The sequence below is a fragment of the Streptomyces sp. NPDC028991 genome, from assembly GCF_055564775.1.
Genome location: NZ_JBVHVP010000008.1, coordinates 143,168 through 162,867, shown reverse-complemented (window position 1 = coordinate 162,867; position 19,700 = coordinate 143,168). Strand labels below are relative to the sequence as shown.

Below are 19,700 nucleotides of genomic sequence, written 5' to 3'. Positions count from 1 at the left end.
TGTTACTCGAGCTCCAGTGGTTCCTCGGAGACCCGGTCGAGCAGCGCGATGCCCGGGTTGCAGTCGCCGAGAACGACCCGCCGGCCACTGCGCCCGTCGGCATCGACGAGGAAGAACGCTGTCGTGGGAAGCCCCTGTACGGCGGTGGGCTCCACGGCGAACTCGTACACCCTGGACTCGGTGGTCCCGCGCGTCCGCGCCTCGGCCACCGAACTGCTCGTGCCGGTGCCGTAGGTACGCGTGCGTCCCCAGGTCGACATGCGTGATGTGGTGCGCGACGACGAGGAGCTGCCCGCTCCCAGGTAGGGCCCGCTCTGCCGGCCGCGGGAGAAGCTGGTGCCGCGCGATCCGCCGACCGACTCGGCGGTGCTCTCACTGGTGCTGGTGCCTTCGGTGAAGGTCCGGCCGACCGATTCGGTCACCTGATTGAGTACGAACTTGTGTTCCCGGCCGATGAACTCGGCGGCCAGCGCGGCGTCACGTGGGTTGCCCAGCCGCATCAGGAGGGTCACGCTGTCCGTCGCTCCCAGCAGCGGTGCGAAGTCCTCACCGATGCGCTCCATCAGCAGGATCAGCTGGGCACCGCTCCTGCGCGCCTGCTGGCTCAGTGTCTCCAGCGCGTCCCGGCCCAGGTGGTCGGCGCCCGCGACCACGAGGACGACGTCCTCCATGCCACGGCGGCCGGTGCGCAGTTGGTGGAGCAGCATCTGGAAGACCAGCCGGTCGGTGACATCCTTGCGCCGCTGGTCGGAGTCCGAGGTGGTCACGGAGGTGACCGATACCTTGCGCGTCCCGATGAGGCTGAGCTGCCCTCCGCCGTGCGACGCCACTCGCGGGCCCGCCCCCGTGGTGCGGGTGAGCACGGCCAGAACGTTGGTGAGGAACTGGAGTTCCTGCCGCTCACGCTCACCTGCGGCCACCGTGTCGACACACTCGTTGATCCGCATGTACTCCGACTCGGTGAGTGGCCCGGTGTCACCGAAGTCCTGCACCCGGCGCAGCACCCGCAGGCCGGCCGTCAGCCGTGGCAGCGTCACGAAGTCGTTCAGCCGTTCGGCCACGGTCGTGAGGAGCTCCGCGTCCAGGGCCTGCAGTACGGGGTCGGGCAACCCGGGGCGCATGGTGCTGACCGCCGCCGCCAGTGTCTCGCCGACCTCCACCGGGGTCAGACCGCTGCACGGCTCGTATTCGTCGAACCCGCTGGGGAGATCGACATCGACGACCCGCTCGCCCCGCTGTTCGGCCAGGGTGGCGATCCCGCCGCCGACCGCCTGCTCGGTGAAGTCCACCACGGTCAGCCGCCGTCCGGCGGACAGCAGAGTCGCGCACGTGGTCATGAGGAGACTGGCCCAGCCGTCACCGTTGCCGCCGAAGACGTTCACCCGCGGGACAGGGGCGCTCAGCCCCAGCGGGAACCACGTGCGGGCCTGTGCCGCCTGATTCGCCACTGCACGCTCCCAAGCGGCATGGTCACGACGGTATGCCGCGTGCGCGAGATCCCGCTCGCGCTGGGCGGTCCGTTTGCGCTGCCCCGCGCAGACGGCGATGGCGATGAAGAAGACGACGACGCAGACCAGGGCGGTCAGCAGCCGGCTTCCGAGCCCGTCGAAACTGAACGTGACCACCTGCCACAGCGACCGGAGGAGCGCGATCACTCCCACCAGCGCCGCGATGGCCGCCACCGCGGAGCTCGCGTAGGCAGGGCCCGACCAGTACCGGTCGGCCTCCGTGAACCCGGTGTCATCCGGCATGGGAGGTTCCTGCCAGACCGGCTCAGGAAGCCTGTGCGCCACTTCCTCGGGCCCCGGCTCGGGCACGTGCTGCCAGCCGAACCGGTGCCTGGGCACGAAGATCCTGTTGGTCAACTCTCCGACTGCCGTGCGGTCAGGCACGATCTTCCCCCCGTGAGCGGACCGAGCCCGCAAGACCTGGAACGTACAAGCTATCTGACCGACCGTATGACGTGCTCGGTTCACTGCACAACCGCCACAGCAGTCATGGTGGTCGCGGACCGGCCGGTGCGCGGTGAGCCGGTGCGGGGTGGCTGGGGGGCCGGGCGCGCGGAGTCGTCAGGTGTGGATTCCGCGCCCCTCCCGCATCTCGACCACGCGGTCCGCGAAGTGCCGTACGACCGCCCGGTCGTGGCAGATGAACAGGTAGCCGAGGCCCAGTTCGTCCTGGAGGTCGCAGAGCAGGTTCAGTACGCCGGCCCGCACGGAGGCGTCGAGCGCCGACACCGGTTCGTCGAGGACGAGCAGCCGCGGTCCGGAGGCGAGGGCGCGGGCGATCCCGGCCCGTTGGCACTGGCCGCCGGAGAGTTCGTGCGGGCGACGGTCCCCGTACGACGGGTCGAGACCGACCCGGTCGAGCAGTTCGGCCACGCGGGCGGGTCCGTCCGACCGGTTCCAGCCGCCCTGCACCTTCAGCGGCTCGGCCACCGCGTCGTGGATGCGGTGCCGTGGGCTCAGGGAACCGTAGGGGTCCTGGAAGACGGGCTGCATGCGTGGGCGCAGCGGGCGCAGGTCACGTTCCGTCAGGGTGGTCAGCTCCCGGCCCTCGAAGCGGACCTGCCCGCCGTCGGGCCGGCGCAGTTGGAGCACCGCGAGGGCCGTGGAGGACTTGCCGCAGCCGGAGGGGCCGTTGAGGGCGAGGGTCTCACCGGCGTCCAGCGTGAACGAGACCTCGTCCACGGCGGTCACCGGGCCGTAGCGGACGACCAGGTCGCGGACGTCCAGCAGAGGAGGGTTCACACGAACTCCCGGAGAGGATCGGGCACGTCGGCGGCGTGATGGCAGGCGACCAGGCGTCCGTCCACGGTCCGGGGCTCCGGTTCGCGGTCGCGGCACTGGTCCGTCGCGAGCGGGCAGCGCGGCGCGAAGGCGCAGCCCGGCCCGAGGGCGTCCGGCGCGGGCGGGGTGCCGGGGAGCGCCGGCAGCCGGCGGCGCCGGGGGCCGTCCTGCGGGAGCGAGGCCAGCAGACCCGCCGTGTACGGGGCACGCGGATGGCCGAGGACCTGCCGGGCGGGGCCGAGTTCGGCCGCCCGGCCCGCGTACATCACCAGCACGCGGTCCGCGTGCTCCCGTACGACCTCCAGGTCGTGGGTGACGAGGACCAGCGCGGCGCCGGCCGCCTCCCGCTGCTCGGCGAGCACCCGCAGTACCTGCTCCCGGCGCTCCTCGTCCAGCGCGGTGGTCGGTTCGTCGGTGACGACGACGTCGGGCTCGTTGACCGTCGCCATGGCGATCACCGCGCGCTGCCGCATACCGCCCGAGTACTCGTGGGGGTAGGCCCGCGCTCGGCGCGCGGCGTCCGGGATGCCGACCCGGTCGAGTGCCGCCACGGCCAGGTCGCGCGCCCGGCCGCGGGACAGGCGCCGCACCGACCGTACGGCGGCGGCGAGCTGGTCGCCGACGGGGTGGACGGGGGAGAGGGCGGACAGGGCGTCCTGGGGGACGAGGGTGATCCGGCGTCCGCGTTCCGCGGCGAGATCGGCGGCGCCCCGCAACCGCACGCCGCCGCCGGCCGTTGCGCCGCGCGGCAGCATGCCGAGCAGCGCCCGGGCGGTGAGGGACTTGCCCGCGCCCGACTCCCCGACGACGGCGAACACCTCGCGCGGGCGGACGTCGAACGTCAGTCCGCGCACCGCCTCGACCGCGCCGAAGGCGATCCGCAGATCACGCACCGACAGCAGTGCCTCGGACGGCATGGACGGTCTCCTTTCGTGGCGTGCGGCCGGTCGTGCGCCGGCCTCCGCGGCCCCGCGCGTACGCCGCCCCCGTCACGGCCAGCCCCGCCAGCAGGGCCAGTGCGACGGCCGGGGCGAGTGCCGCCCAGGGGGCGCGTTCGATGTAGGCCCGGGACTCGTCCAGGAGCAGGCCCCACTCGGGGGCGGGCGGCTGGGCGCCCAGGCCCAGGAAGCCCAGGGAGGCCAGGGCGAGGGCGATGCCGGGAAGCCGCAGGAGGGCGTGGCGGGCGACCGGGGCGGCGACCGAGGGCAGGACGTGCCGGGTGAGGATCCACAGGGGCGGTGCCCCGATGGCGCGTTGCGCGGTCAGGAACGCCGATGCCCGTACCTCCTGCACCAGCGCCGCCGCGTGCGCGGCCAGGGGCGGCCAGGAGATCAGCGCGACGGCGAGGGCCGCGCCGCCGGTGCCGGGACCGGCCGCCGCCGCGACCAGGATGCCGACGATCACGGGTGGCAGGGCGTTGGCGATGTCCGCCGCGCCCGCCGCGACGCCGGGCAGGAAGCCGAGCGCCAGCCCGGCCAGCAGGCTCAGCAGGCAGACCGCCGCGGCCGTACCGACCGTCGACGCGGCACCGTGCCCGAGCCGGGCCAGCACGTCGCGGCCGAGGCCGTCGGTGCCCAGCGGGTACGCCCAGGAGGGCGGGGTCAGCCGGGCGGCCGTGTCCACCGCGTACGGGTCGCGCAGCAGGCCCCAGCCGATCACCGCCAGCAGTACGGCGGCGAGGGCGGCCGGGACCGCCGGGTGCGCCCGCACCGGGCGGGCCGGGGGCAGCGCGAGCCCGGCGTCGCGCAGGGCGGGGCCGAGCAGCCGGCGCCGGACCAGGGCGGCCAGCGCGCCGGTGACCAGGCCCAGGGCGAGCAGGGCGAGGACCGCGCCCTGGAGCAGCGGCAGGTCCTGCGACTTGGCCGCACCCAGCGCGGTACGCCCGATGCCGGGTACCGCGAACACGGTCTCCACCGCGACCGCGCCGCCCGTCAGACCGACGGCCACCATCCCGAACTGCGGGACCAGTGGCGGCAGTACGCGGCGCAGCGCGGCGGCCGAGACGCGGGCGCGGCTCACCCCCGCGCCCCGCCACAGCTCCACCCACCGTTCGTCCAGCACGGCGGGCAGCGAGTCCGCGACGAGCCGGCCGAGCAGGCCGCCCGCCGGGACGCCGAGGGCGAGGGCCGGCAGGACCAGGTACTCGGGCCCCCGCCAGCCCGACGTCGGCAGCCATCCCAGCCACACTCCGCACACCAGCAGGGCCACGGTGGCCAGGAGGAACTCGGGCACGGCGGCGGCCATCGCGGCGAACGCCCCGGCCGACCCCCGCCCCCGCACCAGTACGGGTGCCACCAGGGCCGTGGCCAGCAGCACCGCCACGGTCAGCGCGGCGGCCATCAGGCCCAGCGAGACCTGCAGTCCGGAGACGACGGACGGCAGGATGTCCGTACCGGACACCCACGAGGTGCCGAGGTCGCCGCGGAGCAGCCCGGTGGCCCAGTCGCCCAGCAGGGAGAGCGGGCCGGCGTCCAGGCCGAGGTCCCGGCGGATCGCGGACAGCGCCTCCTCGGTCGGCTCCTGTTCTGCCGACCGGGCCCGCAGCACGGTCAGCGCCGGGTCCCGGCCGGACAGCCAGGGCAGCAGGCCGACGGCGGCCAGCACGGTGACGAGGGAGACGGCGCGCGTCACCCCCGCTGCGCTCGGCCTCACTTGACGTGCGTGTCGAGTGTGACCAGCTCCCGCTCGCGCGGGTCGTGGGCCGCGCCGACCACGTCGGCGGCGTCGCCCTGGATCACGCGCTCGTGGAGCATCGGCACGGCCGCGTCGGTGGCGAGCACGGCGGCCTCGGCGTCGACGACGGCCCGGCGCCGGGCCTCACCCGTCGGCGTCGCGCCCGCCTTGCGCAGGGCCTTGTCCACGGCCGGGTCGGCGAGCTGGGCGATGTTGAAGGAGCCGTCGGAGGCGAAGTCGCTGTACAGGTACGCGGCCGGGTCGCCGGAGTCGAGGACGGTGGCCCGGGAGAGGATGAAGGCGTCGAACGCGCCCGCCAGGGCGTCGGACTCGATGTTGGCGTACTCGCGGACCTCCAGCTTCACCTGGAAGCCCGCCTTCTTCAGCTGCTGTTGCAGAGCGGCGGCCACCTCGGGCAGTTCGGACCGGTCGGTGAAGGTGCCGATGGTGATGCTCTGGCCGGACGGATCACCCGCCTTCGTCCGCCGCACCGGTTCGCGCAGCCCGGCCGCCCACGGCAGCGCGGGCCCGAGCAGCCCCTCGGCCACGTCGGCCCTCCCCTCGTACACCCCCTTCACGAGCGACTCGGCGTCTACCGCCTCGCGGGCGGCCGCCCGCAGCGCGGGGTCCTTGAAGGCGCCCTTCTGCGTGTTGAGGTACAGGGTGTTGGTGCGCGGCATCGGCACCTCGGTGATCAGTTCCTCGTCCAGCAGCGCGGCCTGTGAGACGGGAACCGCCTCCACGATGTCCGCCTCGCCGCTGCGCAGGGCGGCGGCGCGTGCGGTGCCGTCCGGCACGAACGTCACGTCGATGCCGGGGGCCTTGGCCGTGCCGCCCCAGTAGTCGGCGTAGCGGTCGAGGGCGGCGGAGGAGGTGCCGTCGACCTCGGTCAGCTCGAAGGGGCCGGTGCCGGCGCCGACCGGGTTCACCGACTTCCCCCGGTAGGCCTTCGCCGCGAGGACCGACAGCTGCGGGGAGCTGAGCCGCTGCGGGACCAGGGGGTCCTCTTCGGCGGTGGTGACGACCACGGTGCCGGCGCCCTCCGCCTTCACGGTCAGCTCGACGCCGTCGAGGATGCGGGGCTTGGGGGAGGCGCCGGCGGCCCGGGTGAGGGAGCGGACCACGGCCTCGGCGGTCAGCTCCGTGCCGTCGTGGAAGGTGACGCCCTCGCGGAGGGTGAAGGTCCAGCTCCGGCCGGTCTGCTTCCACCCGGTGGCCAGCGCCGGCTCGGCGTCGCCGTCCGCGTCCAGTTTCACGAGGGTCTCCGCCGTCGACCAGCGGGAGAGCTTGAACGCGTCGTCGGAGAGCGGGGACAGGCCCGAGCGCGGCGGCTGCATCATCGCGACGCGGATCCGCTCGCCCGCGTCGGCGCCGGAGGCTTCCGTGGACGCGAAGCAGCCGGTGAGCAGGGCGGAGGCGGCGAGTGCCGCGGGGAGGGGCAGGAGGCGGGCGGGGACGCGCACGGGGTCACTCCGGGTAAAGAGCCGGTCAAAGGTTGAGCGTTCGACGACCGTAGCACGATGACAATCATTTTCAGAGACGGGCTCTGCTCCCGCGGCGCTTCTGCTGCCGGCCGGTCGGTGACGACCACGGTCCCCGCTGCGCTCCGAAGGTCTCGGTCACGGCCGGGCCGGGGCCCCGATCACGGGAGGGGTGAGGGTCCGGCCGTCCCCCGCCCCCACGTCCAGGTCACCACGCCTCGGTGTCCTGCGCCTTCGCCGGACCACGCGGCGGTCTCCCCGCTCCGCGGGTCCTCGACCGCAGCGGCATGGCCGCCAGCGGCAGCACGAGTACGGAGATCATCGCGGCGCCGACCAGCGCGGCGGCCCGGTCCGTTCCGAGGAGCTTCTGGTCGACGCCGATCGTCGTGATCGCGACGACCAGCGGCAGACAGGTCGCGGCGAACAGCGCGAGGGCCGTCCGGTCCGTGCGGGGCAGGTCCTTCGGGGCGAGCAGGTACACCGGTCCGCCGCGCACCAGCACGAACAGCAGGAGGAAAGCGGGCAGCAGCAGGAGGGTGGCCGGGGCGTCGAGCAACGCGTCGAGATCGAACTCGATTCCTGTGACGACGTAGAACAGGGGCACGAGGAAGCCGAAGCCCATCGCCTCCACCCTGCCGAGGACTTCCGCGCTGCTCGCCGGCGCGGCCCGGTGCAGCACGAGGCGGGTCAGCACGCCGGCGGCGAAGGCGCCCAGCAGCACGTCGAGACCGAAGGCCTCGGCGAGGCCCAGCATGCAGGCCAGCAGCAGCATGACGAACCGGACCGCGAACTGGCCACTGCTGTGCAGGGTCCGCTCGGTCAGCTCGCCGAACCACGGCGGGCGCGGACGCAGCGCCCAGAACACGGCCGCGGCGGTGACGGCGCCGAACGCCGCCAGCAGCGCCGCGGACTCCGCCGGGCGGCGTCCGCTGAGCAGCAGCGCCATGGCGACGACGGGGCCGAACTCGCCGACCGCGCCGAACGCCGACACCACGGTCCCGAAGCGGCCTCGCAGCTCACCGCGGTCCCGCAGCATCGGCAGCACCGTGCCCAGTGCGGTACTGGTCAGGGCGGTGCCGACGACGAACGCCTCGAAGACCTCACCGCCGCTGAACAGGAAGCCCAGGCCGATACCGAGGGCGAGGGAGACCGGCCAGGCCCACAGGGCGCGGCGCAGGGTGTCGCCGCGCACCGAGGCGAACTCGATCTCGTAACCGGCCAGGAAGATCAGCATCGCGAGGCCGAGGTCGGCGAGCGTGTCGACGACCTCGTCGGGGTGGGCCCAGCCCAGGACCTGCGGGCCGATGAGGATGCCGAGGACGATCTCGAAGACGACCAGCGGGATGCGCAGCCGGCGCCCCGTGGCGTGTACGAGGAGTGGTGCCAGGACGGCGGCGGCCATGATCAGGACGAGAGTGCCCGGCTGGGTCATGACGCACCGCCCTCCGGGCCGGTCACGGAGTGACGACGGCGAGGTCGGGGCCGGGGGCACCTGGCAGACCGAGGAGTTCCGGCGGCTTCCCCGGGGCGCCGGTGATGCCGGGCAGCCGGTCGGGTGGCGTGGTCCCCAGGAGGACCGGACGCGGGGCCGCCTCGCCGGGGGTGATCCCGGTGTCGGGGACGGCTCCGACCGGGCCGGCGCCCCGGACGTGGGTGAGGAAGCCGTTGCGCAGCCGCAGGGCGACCGGGTCTCCGTCGGTGAGGCCGAAGCGGACGGCGATGTCCGCGTCCCGGCCGCGCGGCCCGTCCACGCGGCCGGCGGGGGAGTCGAACATGGTCCGAGTCATCGCATCTCCCTCGTGGACGGCACGCGGAGGCCCGCGGCGCGGCGGTCGCGCGGCCAGTGCCACTCTCGCGCGCGCGGACGGTCGGGACGAACGGGTGTACGCCGTCAGGGGGAAGGACCGCCGCGTCACGTCATCGGCCGCTTGCCCCTGCCGGGGCCGAGGAGCGCTCCGGCCGGCAGTCGAAGGAGCGCGTCCCTCGATCCGGTCCCGCGTCACCCGCCGAACCGGTCACCCAAGTGACCGCCGGCGTGAACGGGAGCGTTCCGCGTCCATGATCGCGTCGCTGCGGCACTTGGGCGGCCGCAGCCCTGCCGGGCACCCGCTGAGAACCCCGAGGACCGCCGTCCGCTTGAGCGGGTCAGGCGGGTCAGGCGTCGGCCTTGTCGGAGTGGTCGGCGGGACGTCGTCGCAGTTCCTCGTTGATGCGCCGGGCCTCTTCGAGTTGGTCTTCGAGGATGACGATGCGGCAGGCGGCTTCGACGGAGGTGCCCTGGTCGACCAGCTCGCGGGCGCGGGCGGCGACGCGCAGCTGGTAACGGGAGTAGCGGCGGTGACCGCCGTCGGAACGCAGGGGGGTGATCAGCCGGGCCTCGCCGATGGCCCGCAGGAAGGCGGGGGTGGTGCCGAGCATTTCCGCTGCTCGTCCCATGGTGTAGGCGGGGTAGTCGTCGTCGTCGATACGGTTGAGCGGATTGTCTGCGGTCACTGGCACCTCTGATCGGGGAACGCGTCGAGGGGCCTTGGTGCCGTACGGCACCAAGGCCCCGAGGGATTTGCAACACCATCTGCCGGCTTACTGCGATGCCGGCTTTCCGTTTCCGCACCAGCCCCTGTTCAGGGGCGGGCGGTCAAGGGATCGCGGATGAGTGACCGTGGGACCACCTTCCGTTCCGGGGCCTGCGGTACCCGGGAGAACCCTTCTCGCCCGGGCGATCCTGATGGCGTCCGCCTCCTTCTCTCTTCCTTACTGATGCACCTCTTGGTACTGCTGGTACTGCGTACTACCGGCGGCCCTGGTAAGCCGCCTGGCCCGGCAGCCAGCGGCGGGACCCTGGGAACCTCTGGCCCACGCCACTCCACCACCGTGCCGAACCACTGTCCTGCATGCGGGCAGTTCGTCTCTGCCGCGCCTCACTGACTTCCTGGCTACAACAAGACACTAACCTCAACGATGGCCGCATGTCTACATCAGTCACTATAGGTTTCACTCCAAACGGGTGACCGGTTCTCTGCATCCATGCCATCCGGTCAGGTGGGCAGGGGCGACGGCCGTGGTCGAGCGGACGCCGGTCGGTACCCGGTGCCGCCGCCCCGCAGCGGATCGCCCGGGAACCGGAGCGGATCACGGAGCGGATCGACGGTCTCCCGGCCCACGCGGAGGGCGAGCCACCGTGGCCCGCCGCACCGGCTCTCGGGTACGAGAACCGGCAGGAGACGCGGACGTGCGACCTCTCTCCCTCGGAGGTCTGCCGAGCCTGGAGGCCGGCCCGCGGGCGGACCTGGCCGTTTCTCCTCCGTCCCCGGTGACGGGCGGCACCGGACCCCCGGCGCCGCCGCCGGACCCGTGCCGTCAACGGCGGATCGACCAGCCGCGTTCGCTCAGGGCGGCGCTCAAGGCGGGGGCCGCCGCGGGGCTCACCATGAGCTGGACCAGGCCCGCCTGCCGGCCGGTCGCGTGGTCGATGCGGATGTCCTCGATGTTGACGCCGGCGCGCCCGGCGTCCGCGAAGATGCGGGCCAGTTCGCCCGGCTGGTCGCTGATGAGGACGGCGACCGTCTCATAGGCGGCGGGCGCCTCGCCGTGCTTGCCGGGCACCCTGAGCCGGCCCGTGTTGCCCCGGCGCAGGACGTCCTCGATGCCCGCCGCGCCGCCGCGCCGCTTGGCCTCGTCGGCGGACTGCAGGGCGCGCAGCGACTCGACGGTCTCCTCCAGGTCGGCCGCCACCCCCGCGAGCACCTCCGCGACGGGACCCGGGTTGGCGGAGAGGATCTCGACCCACATCCGCGGGTCGGACGCGGCGATCCGGGTGACGTCGCGGATGCCCTGGCCGCACAGCCGGACCACCGTCTCCTCGGCGGCCCGCAGCCGTGCGGCGACCATCGAGGAGATGAGCTGAGGCGTGTGCGAGACGAGGGCCACGGCCCGGTCGTGGGCGGCGGCGTCCATGATCACGGGCACGGCGCGGCAGAGCGCGACCAGTTCCAGGGCGAGGTTCAGCACCTCCGTGTCGGTGTCCGGCGTCGGGGTGAGCACCCAGGGCCGGCCCTCGAACAGATCGGCGCTCGCCGCGAGCGGGCCGGAGCTCTCCTTGCCCGCCATGGGATGGGTGCCGATGTACGAGCCGAGATCGAGCCCCAGGTCCTCCAGTTCGCGCCGGGGGCCGCCCTTGACGCTGGCGACATCGGCATACCCGCGCGCCGCCCCCGCGCGCATGGCCCCGGCCAGCACGGAGGCCGTGTGCGCGGGTGGCACGGCGACGAGCGCGAGGTCCACGGGGCCGAGGGGCGGCTCGTCGCTGCCGGCACCGAGGGCCGCCGCCGTCCGGGCGCGGTCCGGGTCGTGGTCGGCCAGATGGACGGTGACGCCGCGTCCGGCGAGCGTCAGTGCCGCGGAGGTACCGATCAGACCGGCTCCTATGACCAGGGCGGTCCTCATCGGGCGCCGTCCTCGTGCCGGGCCGCCGCGCGGCGGGGGAGGGCTGCGAGCCCCTCGTGCTGCTGCTCAGTGTTCACGTGCTCCATCCATGATCGGAGGGACCCTTCACCAAGACCGCGCCGGCCCGGACGGCGGGACCCGCGCACGTGGTGCCCACGCCGCGGCCCGCCCCGGTCCGGGAGCGGCGTCAGTCGTCCCAGTGCTCGAGAACCCGGCGGCGGATCCGCTCCGGATACGCCTGGGCGAAGGAACTGTGCGGGAGCCGGCCCTCGCCGGGGGCGGGCAGCAGCCCGTCGTGGAAGACGATCGGGCCGGACTGGGCGGCGCGCTCCTCGTGTGTGTAGCAGTTCAGCAGCGGGTGGACGAAGCCGTACCACGCCTCCGCCCGGTCCAGGGGGTGGATCCGGGTGGCCAGCGCCCACAGCAGGTCGGTGTCGTCGGCCGGGTCGACGTCGTCGTCCAGGACGAAGGTGGCCGCCGTGGCGCGGCCCGAGTGGGACTCGGAGAGCACCTTGCCGATCCGGTGCGTGAATTCGGCGGAGTCCACGCCGGGCAGCCGCTCCCGCCAGTCCCGCGGGACGGTGACCACCATCCAGTGGGACGCGGCGCGCAGCGGCGACCAGGCGGTGGTGACCGGCAGCCCGGCGGCGCGCAGCTCCGCGAGGACCTCGGCCGCCTGACCGACGCCCGTCACGGTGTGGAACTCGTCCACCGGCCGGCCCTCGGCCACCAGCGGCCAGATCGGGTCGTCGCGGTGGGTGATGGCCTCGACCGTGTACACCGGCTGCATCGACGTCTCGGTGGAGCCGTATCCGGCGAACTCGCCGAACGGCCCCTCCCGGGCGTCGCGGCCGACGGACAGGTGCCCTTCGATGACGATCTCCGCGCCCGCGGGCACGTCCAGGTCCACCGTCTCGCACCGCACGACGTCGACCGGCTCGCCGTGCAGCGCCCCGATGTAGCCGGCCTCGTCGGCCCCCGGCGGCAGCGGAACGCCGCCGACGAACGGGATGGCCGGGTCGCCGCCCTGGACCAGCGCGTAAGGCATCGGCTCGCCGATCTTCACCCACTCCGACCAGATCATGCCGATGTGCTGCGCCGGGATCACCAGGCCGGTCATGTGCTTGCCGTCGATCAGCATGATCCGGGCGATGGACCAGTTGGTCCACCGGCCGTCCGGCGTCCTGGCGACGATGATGCCCCAGGTGTTGGCGTAGGGCCCGCCGTCGAACTCGTGGACCCGCGGCACCGGGAAGCGGTCGAGGGTGGCGTCGTCGCCCAGCAGCGTGTTCTGCTTGCAGGGCGCGCTCTCCGGCGCGACCCGCCGAGGGGGCACGGGCTTTGCGTCGCGGGTGCGGGCCAGGTGGTCGACCAGTTCGGCGGCGGTGGTCCCGGCGGGCAGGCCGACGGACAGCGCGACCCGGGCCAGCGGCTTGCCGGGGGCGGAGCTGAGGGCGGCGGGTGCCCCGAGCAGTCGGAAGCCCGGCGCGACGCCCTCCACGTTCTCGAACAGCGGGGCCGGGGACTGTCGTTCGCAGGACAGGCGGCTGATCGCGGCGGCCTCCAGGTCGGCGCTCACCGGCCGGGTGACGCGGTGCAGGTCGCCGAGGGTCTCCAGCGCGTCGAGGTAGCCGCGCAGCTCGCCGAACCGGATCACCTGCCTGGTCGTGGGGTCGGTCATGAGCGGGCGCTCCTCTGTTTCGTGCCGTTGTGGCGTAGGGCGGGGACGTCGGCCGCGAGGCCCGCCCGGCCGGCCGGCGGCCGCGGGAAGCCGTCCCAGCGCCGGGCGCCGACGGCCTCGATCCCGAACTGGTCGAGAACTCGCATGACGATGTGGTCGACGACGTCGTCGACCGACTCCGGCCGGTTGTAGAAGGCGGGCATGGGCGGCACGATCGAGACGCCCATGCGGGCCAGTTCCAGCATGTTGGCCAGGTGGATCTCGTTGAGCGGCGTCTCCCGCGGCACCAGGACCATCCGGCGCCGCTCCTTGAGCGTCACGTCGGCGGCGCGGCCCAGCAGTCCGTCGGCGTACCCGGTCCGGATGCCGGCCAGCGTCTTCATGCTGCACGGGATGATCACCATGCCGTCGACGGGGAACGAGCCGGAGGAGATCGCCGCCCCCTGGTCGTCGGGCGAGTGGGTGACGTCGGCCAGCGCGGCCACCTCGCGGGCGCTCAGCCCGGTCTCCAGCTCCACCGTCGCGCGCGCCCAGCGGCTGAGCACCAGATGCGTCTCCACCCGCGGGTTCCCGCGCAACTCGGTGAGCAGTCGAACGCCCAGCGCCGCGCCGGTGGCGCCGGTCATTCCCACGATCAGCCGCATACTGCCCCCACCGCAATCTTCCGTGTACGGAATATCCTTGTACTGAATATACTGGTCGCCATGACGAACACAAGCCCTCGGCCGCGGCCACAACTGGAAGAGGCGCTGCCGCATCAGCTGCGCCGGGCCGGACAGGCGTGGACGGCGCTGTGGCAGCAGCGCCTGCCCGACCTGACCAGTCCTCAGTTCGCGGTGCTGCTCGCCCTGGACGACCACGGCAGCATGGACCAGTCCGCGTTGGGGGCCCTGGCCGCAGTCGACCGGTCCACGCTCACCGTCCTGCTGGACCGCCTGGAGGCGCGCGGCCTGGTGACCAAGGAGATGGACCCGGCGAACCGCAGGCGCCGCATCGTCGCCCTCACCGACGCCGGCCGCCGGCGTCTGGCCGAGGCGGTCGAAGAGGCTGCGCGACTGCACGCACGGGTGGAGGAACTGCTGGGCGAGAAGCGGACGGGGCAGCTGGTCGAGATGCTCCGTGTCCTGGGCGACATGCCGGAACCCACTTCCCCTCAATAGAGGGGTGGGCCCTCCGAGCCGGCGCTGGAAGTGTGATCAGCGAACCGACTGGCTCCGCCTGGGAGGGCTGACGCATGTACAGACCGGCAACCGCGCAAAGGCTTGCCGGCCGCCTTTCCGGTCCGGTGCTGAGGCCCGGGGACGAGGGATACGCGGCCGAGGTCGCCGGGTTCAACCGGGTCCTGCGGCACCGGCCCGCGATGGTCCTCGGCGCACAGGACGCCACGCAGGTGCGCAAGGCCGTCGCCTTCGCCGCCGAGACCGCACTGCCGACGGCGGTCCAGGCGACCGGCCACGGCCCCTCGCGTGTCACCGAGGGAACCGGGCTGCTCATCAGCACCCGCCGGATGACCGGCGTGACCGTCGACCCCGTGGCCCGGGTCGCCCGGGCCGAGGCCGGCGCGCGCTGGCGGCAGGTCGTCGACGCGGCGGCCGTCCACGGACTCGCTCCGCTCAACGGCTCCTCACCGCTGGTGGGGGTGGTCGGCTACACCCTGGGCGGCGGACTGGCGCTGCTGTCCCGCGCGTACGGCCTCGCCGCCGACCACGTCACCGCCGTGGAGATCGTCACCCCCGACGGACTGCCCCGCACCGCCACCGCGCGGCGGCACCCGGACCTCTTCTGGGCGCTGCGCGGCGGCAAGGGCAACTTCGGCGTGGTGACGGCCCTGGAGTTCGGGCTCGTGCCGGTCAGCCGGCTCTACGGCGGAGGCCTCTTCTTCCCCGGCGACAGCCTCGCCGAGGTGCTGCACGCCTGGCGGTCGTGGACGGAGACCGTGCCGGAGCGGACCGCCTCCTCGCTGGCGCTGCTGAGGATGCCCGACCAGGAGCCGATCCCGCCCTTCCTGCGGGGCGGGCTCGTGGTGCACGTCCGCGTCGCCCACCTCGGCCCGGGCGACGAGGGGGAGCGACTGGTCAGGCCCCTGCGAACCGTCGCCCCGACGCTCGTGGACACGCTGGGGGAGATGCCGTACACCCGCTTCGCGGACATCCACAACGACCCGGCCTCCCCCACCCCCTACGACGAACGCTCCGCCATGCTGCGCGAACTGGGCCCGGACGCGGTCGACGACCTGCTCCGCCTCGCCGGTCCCGGCAGCGGTTGCACGGACGTCATGGTCGAGCTCCGGCACATGGGCGGCGCGCTGGGCCGGCCGGTCGCGGTGCCGGGCGCGGCCGAGCACCGCGACGCCCTGTACTGCCTGACCACGCTGGCCCTGCCCGGCGGACGTCCGGGACACGTCGTGGACGGCATGGCGCACCGCGGAACGGGCCGCAGCCATCTCAACTTCCTCGCCGGGCCGGGGACCGCCCGGCTGGCCGACCGGGGCTACGCGCCCGCCGACTACGCGCGGCTGGGCGAGATCAAGGCCCGGTACGACCCGGAGAACCTCTTCCGGTTCAACCACACCATCCCGCCGCGCGTGCGGGCCGTGCGCACGCCCCGCGCGGAAAACCCCCGACCACACGAAGACGCCGACTCGGCACACCTCACGAATCCTGGAAGGGTTGACTCTCGATGACCACCAACAGCGCGGTGCAGGCCCCGCCGACAACCGCACCCGGTGCGGGCTTGACCGGGCTCAGGCTCGGAGCTCTCTTCGGCCCCGTGATCTTCGGCGTGACCGCCGCGGGCGTGGCGCTGCCCGACGTCGCCATGGAGATGGAGGTCCGCCCGGCGGTCGCCGGCTGGGTGCTCACGGCGCACGCCCTCGCGCTCGGCGTGGGCACCGCGTTCTTCGGGCGGCTCTCCGAGAAGTGGGGGGTGCGCAACACCCTTCTCACCGGCGCCCTGTTCCTCGCCGTGGGCGCGGTGCTGTGCCTGGTCGCCCAGGACTTCGGCACCCTGATCGCCGGCCGGTTCGTGCAGGCCGCGGGCTCCGGCGCCATGACCTCCAGCGCCCTCACACTCGCCTCGGGGGCGGCGCCCGAACTCCGGGCGAAGATCCTGGCCATCTTCGGCGCGTCCATGGCGCTGTTCTCCTCCACCGCCACCCTCATGGGCGGCATGGTGACGGACTGGCTGGACTGGCGGCTGACCCTGGTGCTGCCGGCGCTCTCGCTGCTGCTGGTGCCCTTCTGCCTGGAACTCGCGGCCTCCCGCCCCGGCTACGGCAAGGCAGTCGACGTGACCGGCGGCGTCCTGCTGGGCGCCGGTGCGACCTCGCTGCTGCTGCTCATCCAGGCCTCCTCCCTCGACCTCGGCACCCCGCTGGTGGTCGGGCTGGCGGTGGTCCTCGTGGTGTCGGTGGCCGGTCTGCTGAGGCAGCTCGGCAAGCGCCCCGACGGCTTCCTCCCGCGTGACCTGGCCACCGACCGCACCTTCCTGACCTCCGCGATGATCGGCGTGGGCGGCTACGCCGGGCTGTTCGCCGCGATGTACGCGGTGCCGCAGATCCTCACCGTGCAGTACGGCTGGGGCGTGTTCAAGATCGGCGCCTGGCTGCTGCCGGGAGCGGTCGTCGGTGCCGTGGCCGCCCGCGTGGCCAGCAAGCTCGCCGCCGGCAAGGGCGGCAGCCTGCTGCTCGCAGTGACCGCCGTGAGCTGCGCGGTGTTCCTCGGCATCGTCGGCCTCGTCGACGGCGGCATCGTCGTCATGCTCATCGGCACCTCCATGGGCATGGCGACGTTCGCCGCCACTCAGGTGCTCACCACCGCGGTGCTCTCCAGCCGCCTCGAGCCCGCTCGGCGCGGTGGCGCCATGGGCGTGCTCAACCTGCTGTTCTTCGTCGGCGGCGGTATCGGCTCGGCAGCGGCCGGAACCCTCTCCGAGCACATGGACCTCACCAGCGCGCTCGCCGTCGTCGCGGCGCTCCCGCTGCTGGCCGGTCTGATCGCCCTGACGCTCCCGTCCGCCCGGGCGCCGCAGGAAGCCTGACGCGTACGGCGCAGAGGCCAAACGCCCCTCCCCCTTGTTCGCTCCGTCGGAGAGCAGGGGGAGGGGCGTTGCCGTGCGGCGGTTCAGGAGACGGGGACGCCCGTGTCGCCGTCGTTCAGGTCCAGCCACAGGGACAGGATCCGGCGGAGCCCGTCGCGTTCCACGCGGAGCAGGTCGTTCTCCAGTCGCAGCTGCTCCATCAGGTCGCCGCCGACGGGGTTCGGCGAGGTCCGGGAGAGCAGCGCGACGCCGGCCGGACGGCCCTGGTGGCCCTGTGCGCGGGGGGAGGGCGGCGCCAGCAGGTCCGACGTGTGGGTGGCCGCCGAGGAGAGCCGTCCGACCAGGATCGACTGGTGCAGGACGTGCAGGTCACGCGCCGGCTCGATGCCGAGGTCCTCGGAGAACCGCATCCTGATGGTGCGGAAGGTCTCCAGCGCGTCCGCCTGACGGCCCGAGTGGTACAGCGCGAGCATCAGTTGGGCCCAGGCACGTTCCCGGAAGGGGTTCTCGGTGGCGAAACCGGTCAGATCGCCGATGATCTGCTGGTGACGCCCCAGCTTCAGTGCCACGTCGAAGTACTCCTCCTGGACGGTCAGCCGGTCCTCGTGGAGCTTGACGACGAGCGAGGCCAGCGCCGAGCTGTCGAGGCCGGCCACGACCGGTCCGCGCCACAGCTCGAGCGCGGACTTCAGCAGCCGGTCGGCGCGCTCCAGTTGGTTGTCCCGGACCATCGCCCGCCCCTGGGAGACCAGCCGCTCGAACGTGAACAGGTCCAGGGCGTCCTCGTCGTGGACGCTGATCCGGTAGCAGGAGGGGTGCGTCTCGATCACGCTGTCGCGCTCGCTTCCCCTGAGCAGGCGGCGAAGGCCGGAGACGCAGATGCGGATCTGCCCGTGGGCGGACGCGGGCGGCTTGTCGTCCCACATGGCATCGACGAGCCGGTCCAGGCTGACCATCTGATTCGGTTGGAGCAGCAGCGCCGCCAGTAACTTCTGTCGGCGGATCCCGCTTATTTCGATCGGTTCCCCGCCGTTTGTCACGAACAGCGGGCCAAGTATTCGAAAAGTGTAGTCAGCGCACATATCTATACCCCCGGTAGTGATGTGCGAGTGGTGACGCGTGGGCGCGTAAACGCCAGTTACTGTGCCAATGAAGTTGCCATCGGCATCAGTGAGAATGTCGATGGCAACTGTCGTCGGCGGCGCAAGAAGTCCGGCATGCCGGCTTGTTCCCGGTGCCCCCGGATAATTCTATTCGTATCGGTAGAACTTCGTGTGATCCAGCAGATCGGCCGGCGTCATCGTGTACCAGGGCGCGAGCTTCGTGTGCAGCGAGGGCACGTCCGGGTGTTCTTCCACCGGCAGGTACTGCGGAACGTCCGGGTGCTGCTTCTGCCAGATCGACCAGGCCTTGTCGAGGAAGCTGTGGTGCATGAAGAAGATGGGGTCGTTCGGCGACCCGATGTACAGCATGTGGCCGCCCACCCAGGTGTGGCCGGCGCCGTGCAGCTTGCCCAGGTTGGCCTCGTGGGGGAACTTCGCGTACCCCTCCAGGTGGTTGCGCAGGGACTGCGTCTCGGTGCCGTACCCCGAGGTGTAGTTGTAGGGCGGCGTGTCGTAGGTCGGGAGGGCGAGGGTGTCCTCCAACTCCTTCGTCGTCGGCAGGTCGGGGTTGGTGGTGCCGAAGTCGCGGACCAGGTAGTCCCGGTCGTCCGCGGTGTAGTTGCCGTTGAACGCCGGGTGCTCGTCGCCGACCGGTACCACGCTGACGTTGAGCTTCCAGCCGTTGCAGCGGGCGAACGGGCCGGTCATGACCATGCCGTCGCCGGGCCGGCCGTTGCCGCCCATGAAGTCGTCGGCCCACAGGGGCGAGTCGGGGCTCTGGTCCTTGGTCCAGTCCCAGTACGGGATGGTGACGGTGGGGTCGAACCGCTGCATCGCCCGCTCCAGGACCAGCAGGTACTGGCGGTGCCACGGGAACAGGCCCGGGCCCATGTGACCCCAGCGCTTGCCGACGCCGCCGTCCTTGTCCAGGTAGTCACCCGAGTTGATCTTTATGTGTATCCGGACCAGCTCGTCGTAGACGCCTGTCTCCTTGACCCGGAGCAGCGCGCGGATGAAGCGTCTCTTCTCCGTGGCGGTCATGTTGAGGTGGTTCTTGCGAACGGGAACCATGGGCTTCTTCCTTCTCGGTTCTCTCACGTCCGGGTCAGGCATGGTGGTGGCCGCCGGAGGGCAGCAGGTTCGCCCCACGCAGCTCGTCGACGGCCTGCCGGCCGGCGGCCAGCGGGGTGGGCTCGAACCGGTAGTGGCACATCGAGCTGAGGTAGGCGCCCTCGCCCATCTTCATCAGGTGCAGTTCGTTGCCGTCGATCCGCACCTTCTCGGTGCTCTTCGACACGGTGATCGTGCGGCCCTTGTACTGCTCGGTGTACAGGTCCTCCGGCTCTTCCCCGGCCGCCTGGGTGACGGCCGCGTCGTCGTTCGAGGCGGCCCAGTCGCTGCCCGCGTGGATGACGGCGGCGGGCGCCGCCGCGACCGCGACGGCGCCCGCCATGCCCTTCATCACGTCACGTCGTTTCACTGATGTCCTCCC

17 protein-coding genes are annotated in these 19,700 nt (G+C 72.8%); 3 read left to right on the top strand and 14 right to left on the bottom strand.

Annotation, left to right across the window (positions count from 1 at the left end; translation table 11 throughout):
- Positions 1–2: 2 nt before the first annotated feature.
- The 11 genes from ACZ4V1_RS18815 to bagM all read right to left on the bottom strand — a co-directional run bounded on the left by ACZ4V1_RS18815 (position 3) and on the right by bagM (position 13,711).
- Positions 3–1,751, bottom strand: a complete 1,749-nt coding sequence (locus ACZ4V1_RS18815) for a hypothetical protein (RefSeq protein ID WP_468336937.1) — start codon at positions 1,749–1,751, stop codon at positions 3–5.
- Positions 1,752–2,069: 318 nt separating this feature from the next.
- Positions 2,070–2,750: an ATP-binding cassette domain-containing protein gene (locus ACZ4V1_RS18810; protein ID WP_468336934.1), complete on the bottom strand. Its 681-nt coding sequence runs from the start codon at positions 2,748–2,750 to the stop codon at positions 2,070–2,072.
- Positions 2,747–3,706: an ABC transporter ATP-binding protein gene (locus tag ACZ4V1_RS18805; RefSeq protein ID WP_468336932.1), complete on the bottom strand. Its 960-nt coding sequence runs from the start codon at positions 3,704–3,706 to the stop codon at positions 2,747–2,749. Before ACZ4V1_RS18805 ends, ACZ4V1_RS18810 begins: the two co-directional genes overlap by 4 nt.
- Complete coding sequence (locus ACZ4V1_RS18800) at positions 3,675–5,441, bottom strand: ABC transporter permease subunit (RefSeq protein ID WP_468336929.1); 1,767 nt, start codon at positions 5,439–5,441, stop codon at positions 3,675–3,677. The genes ACZ4V1_RS18805 and ACZ4V1_RS18800 overlap by 32 nt, the downstream gene beginning before the upstream one ends.
- Positions 5,438–6,925 carry an ABC transporter substrate-binding protein gene (locus ACZ4V1_RS18795; RefSeq protein WP_468336926.1) on the bottom strand — a complete coding sequence of 496 codons (1,488 nt, stop codon included), beginning with the start codon at positions 6,923–6,925 and terminating at the stop codon, positions 5,438–5,440. The genes ACZ4V1_RS18800 and ACZ4V1_RS18795 overlap by 4 nt, the downstream gene beginning before the upstream one ends.
- A gap of 226 nt (positions 6,926–7,151) precedes the next feature.
- Positions 7,152–8,375: a cation:proton antiporter gene (locus ACZ4V1_RS18790; protein WP_468336923.1), complete on the bottom strand. Its 1,224-nt coding sequence runs from the start codon at positions 8,373–8,375 to the stop codon at positions 7,152–7,154.
- 22 nt (positions 8,376–8,397) lie between these two features.
- Positions 8,398–8,730 carry an alkyl sulfatase C-terminal domain-containing protein gene (locus tag ACZ4V1_RS18785; RefSeq protein WP_468336920.1) on the bottom strand — a complete coding sequence of 111 codons (333 nt, stop codon included), beginning with the start codon at positions 8,728–8,730 and terminating at the stop codon, positions 8,398–8,400.
- A gap of 367 nt (positions 8,731–9,097) precedes the next feature.
- A complete protein-coding gene (locus ACZ4V1_RS18780) occupies positions 9,098–9,436 on the bottom strand; it encodes a MerR family transcriptional regulator (RefSeq protein WP_468336917.1) in 339 nt (112 codons plus the stop codon).
- Positions 9,437–10,300: 864 nt separating this feature from the next.
- Positions 10,301–11,386, bottom strand: coding sequence for a prephenate dehydrogenase (locus ACZ4V1_RS18775; protein ID WP_468336914.1), 1,086 nt, complete (start codon positions 11,384–11,386; stop codon positions 10,301–10,303).
- Between the two features lie 187 nt (positions 11,387–11,573).
- Entirely contained in the window at positions 11,574–13,067 is a 1,494-nt protein-coding gene (gene bagN, locus ACZ4V1_RS18770; RefSeq protein ID WP_468336911.1) for a bagremycin/ferroverdin biosynthesis UbiD family decarboxylase BagN/FevL, read from the bottom strand.
- Positions 13,064–13,711, bottom strand: a complete 648-nt coding sequence (gene bagM / locus ACZ4V1_RS18765) for a bagremycin/ferroverdin biosynthesis UbiX family decarboxylase BagM/FevK (RefSeq protein ID WP_468336908.1) — start codon at positions 13,709–13,711, stop codon at positions 13,064–13,066. Before bagM ends, bagN begins: the two co-directional genes overlap by 4 nt.
- Before the next feature lie 60 nt (positions 13,712–13,771).
- Here bagM and bagL point away from each other — a divergent pair, with 60 nt between their 5' ends.
- The 3 genes from bagL (at position 13,772) to bagJ (ending at position 17,105) form a co-directional block, all read left to right on the top strand.
- Positions 13,772–14,227: a MarR family transcriptional regulator BagL/FevM gene (gene bagL, locus ACZ4V1_RS18760; RefSeq protein ID WP_468336905.1), complete on the top strand. Its 456-nt coding sequence runs from the start codon at positions 13,772–13,774 to the stop codon at positions 14,225–14,227.
- A 74-nt stretch (positions 14,228–14,301) separates the two neighbouring features.
- Positions 14,302–15,750 (top strand): bagremycin/ferroverdin biosynthesis FAD-dependent oxygenase BagK/FevA1, encoded by a 1,449-nt coding sequence (bagK, locus tag ACZ4V1_RS18755; RefSeq protein WP_468336902.1) that lies wholly within the window; start codon positions 14,302–14,304, stop codon positions 15,748–15,750.
- Positions 15,747–17,105 (top strand): bagremycin/ferroverdin transporter BagJ/FevB, encoded by a 1,359-nt coding sequence (bagJ, locus tag ACZ4V1_RS18750; RefSeq protein WP_468336899.1) that lies wholly within the window; start codon positions 15,747–15,749, stop codon positions 17,103–17,105. Before bagK ends, bagJ begins: the two co-directional genes overlap by 4 nt.
- Positions 17,106–17,188: 83 nt before the next feature.
- Here bagJ and bagI read toward each other — a convergent pair whose 3' ends face one another.
- The 3 genes from bagI to bagZ all read right to left on the bottom strand — a co-directional run bounded on the left by bagI (position 17,189) and on the right by bagZ (position 19,688).
- Positions 17,189–18,187, bottom strand: a complete 999-nt coding sequence (gene bagI, locus ACZ4V1_RS18745) for an AfsR/SARP family transcriptional regulator BagI/FevR (protein ID WP_468336896.1) — start codon at positions 18,185–18,187, stop codon at positions 17,189–17,191.
- A gap of 168 nt (positions 18,188–18,355) precedes the next feature.
- Entirely contained in the window at positions 18,356–19,279 is a 924-nt protein-coding gene (bagH, locus tag ACZ4V1_RS18740) for a bagremycin/ferroverdin biosynthesis o-aminophenol oxidase BagH/FevF (RefSeq protein WP_468336893.1), read from the bottom strand.
- 34 nt (positions 19,280–19,313) lie between these two features.
- On the bottom strand, positions 19,314–19,688 hold the full coding sequence (gene bagZ / locus ACZ4V1_RS18735; protein WP_468336890.1) for a bagremycin/ferroverdin biosynthesis copper chaperon BagZ/FevE: 375 nt from the start codon (positions 19,686–19,688) through the stop codon (positions 19,314–19,316).
- Positions 19,689–19,700: the final 12 nt, after the last annotated feature.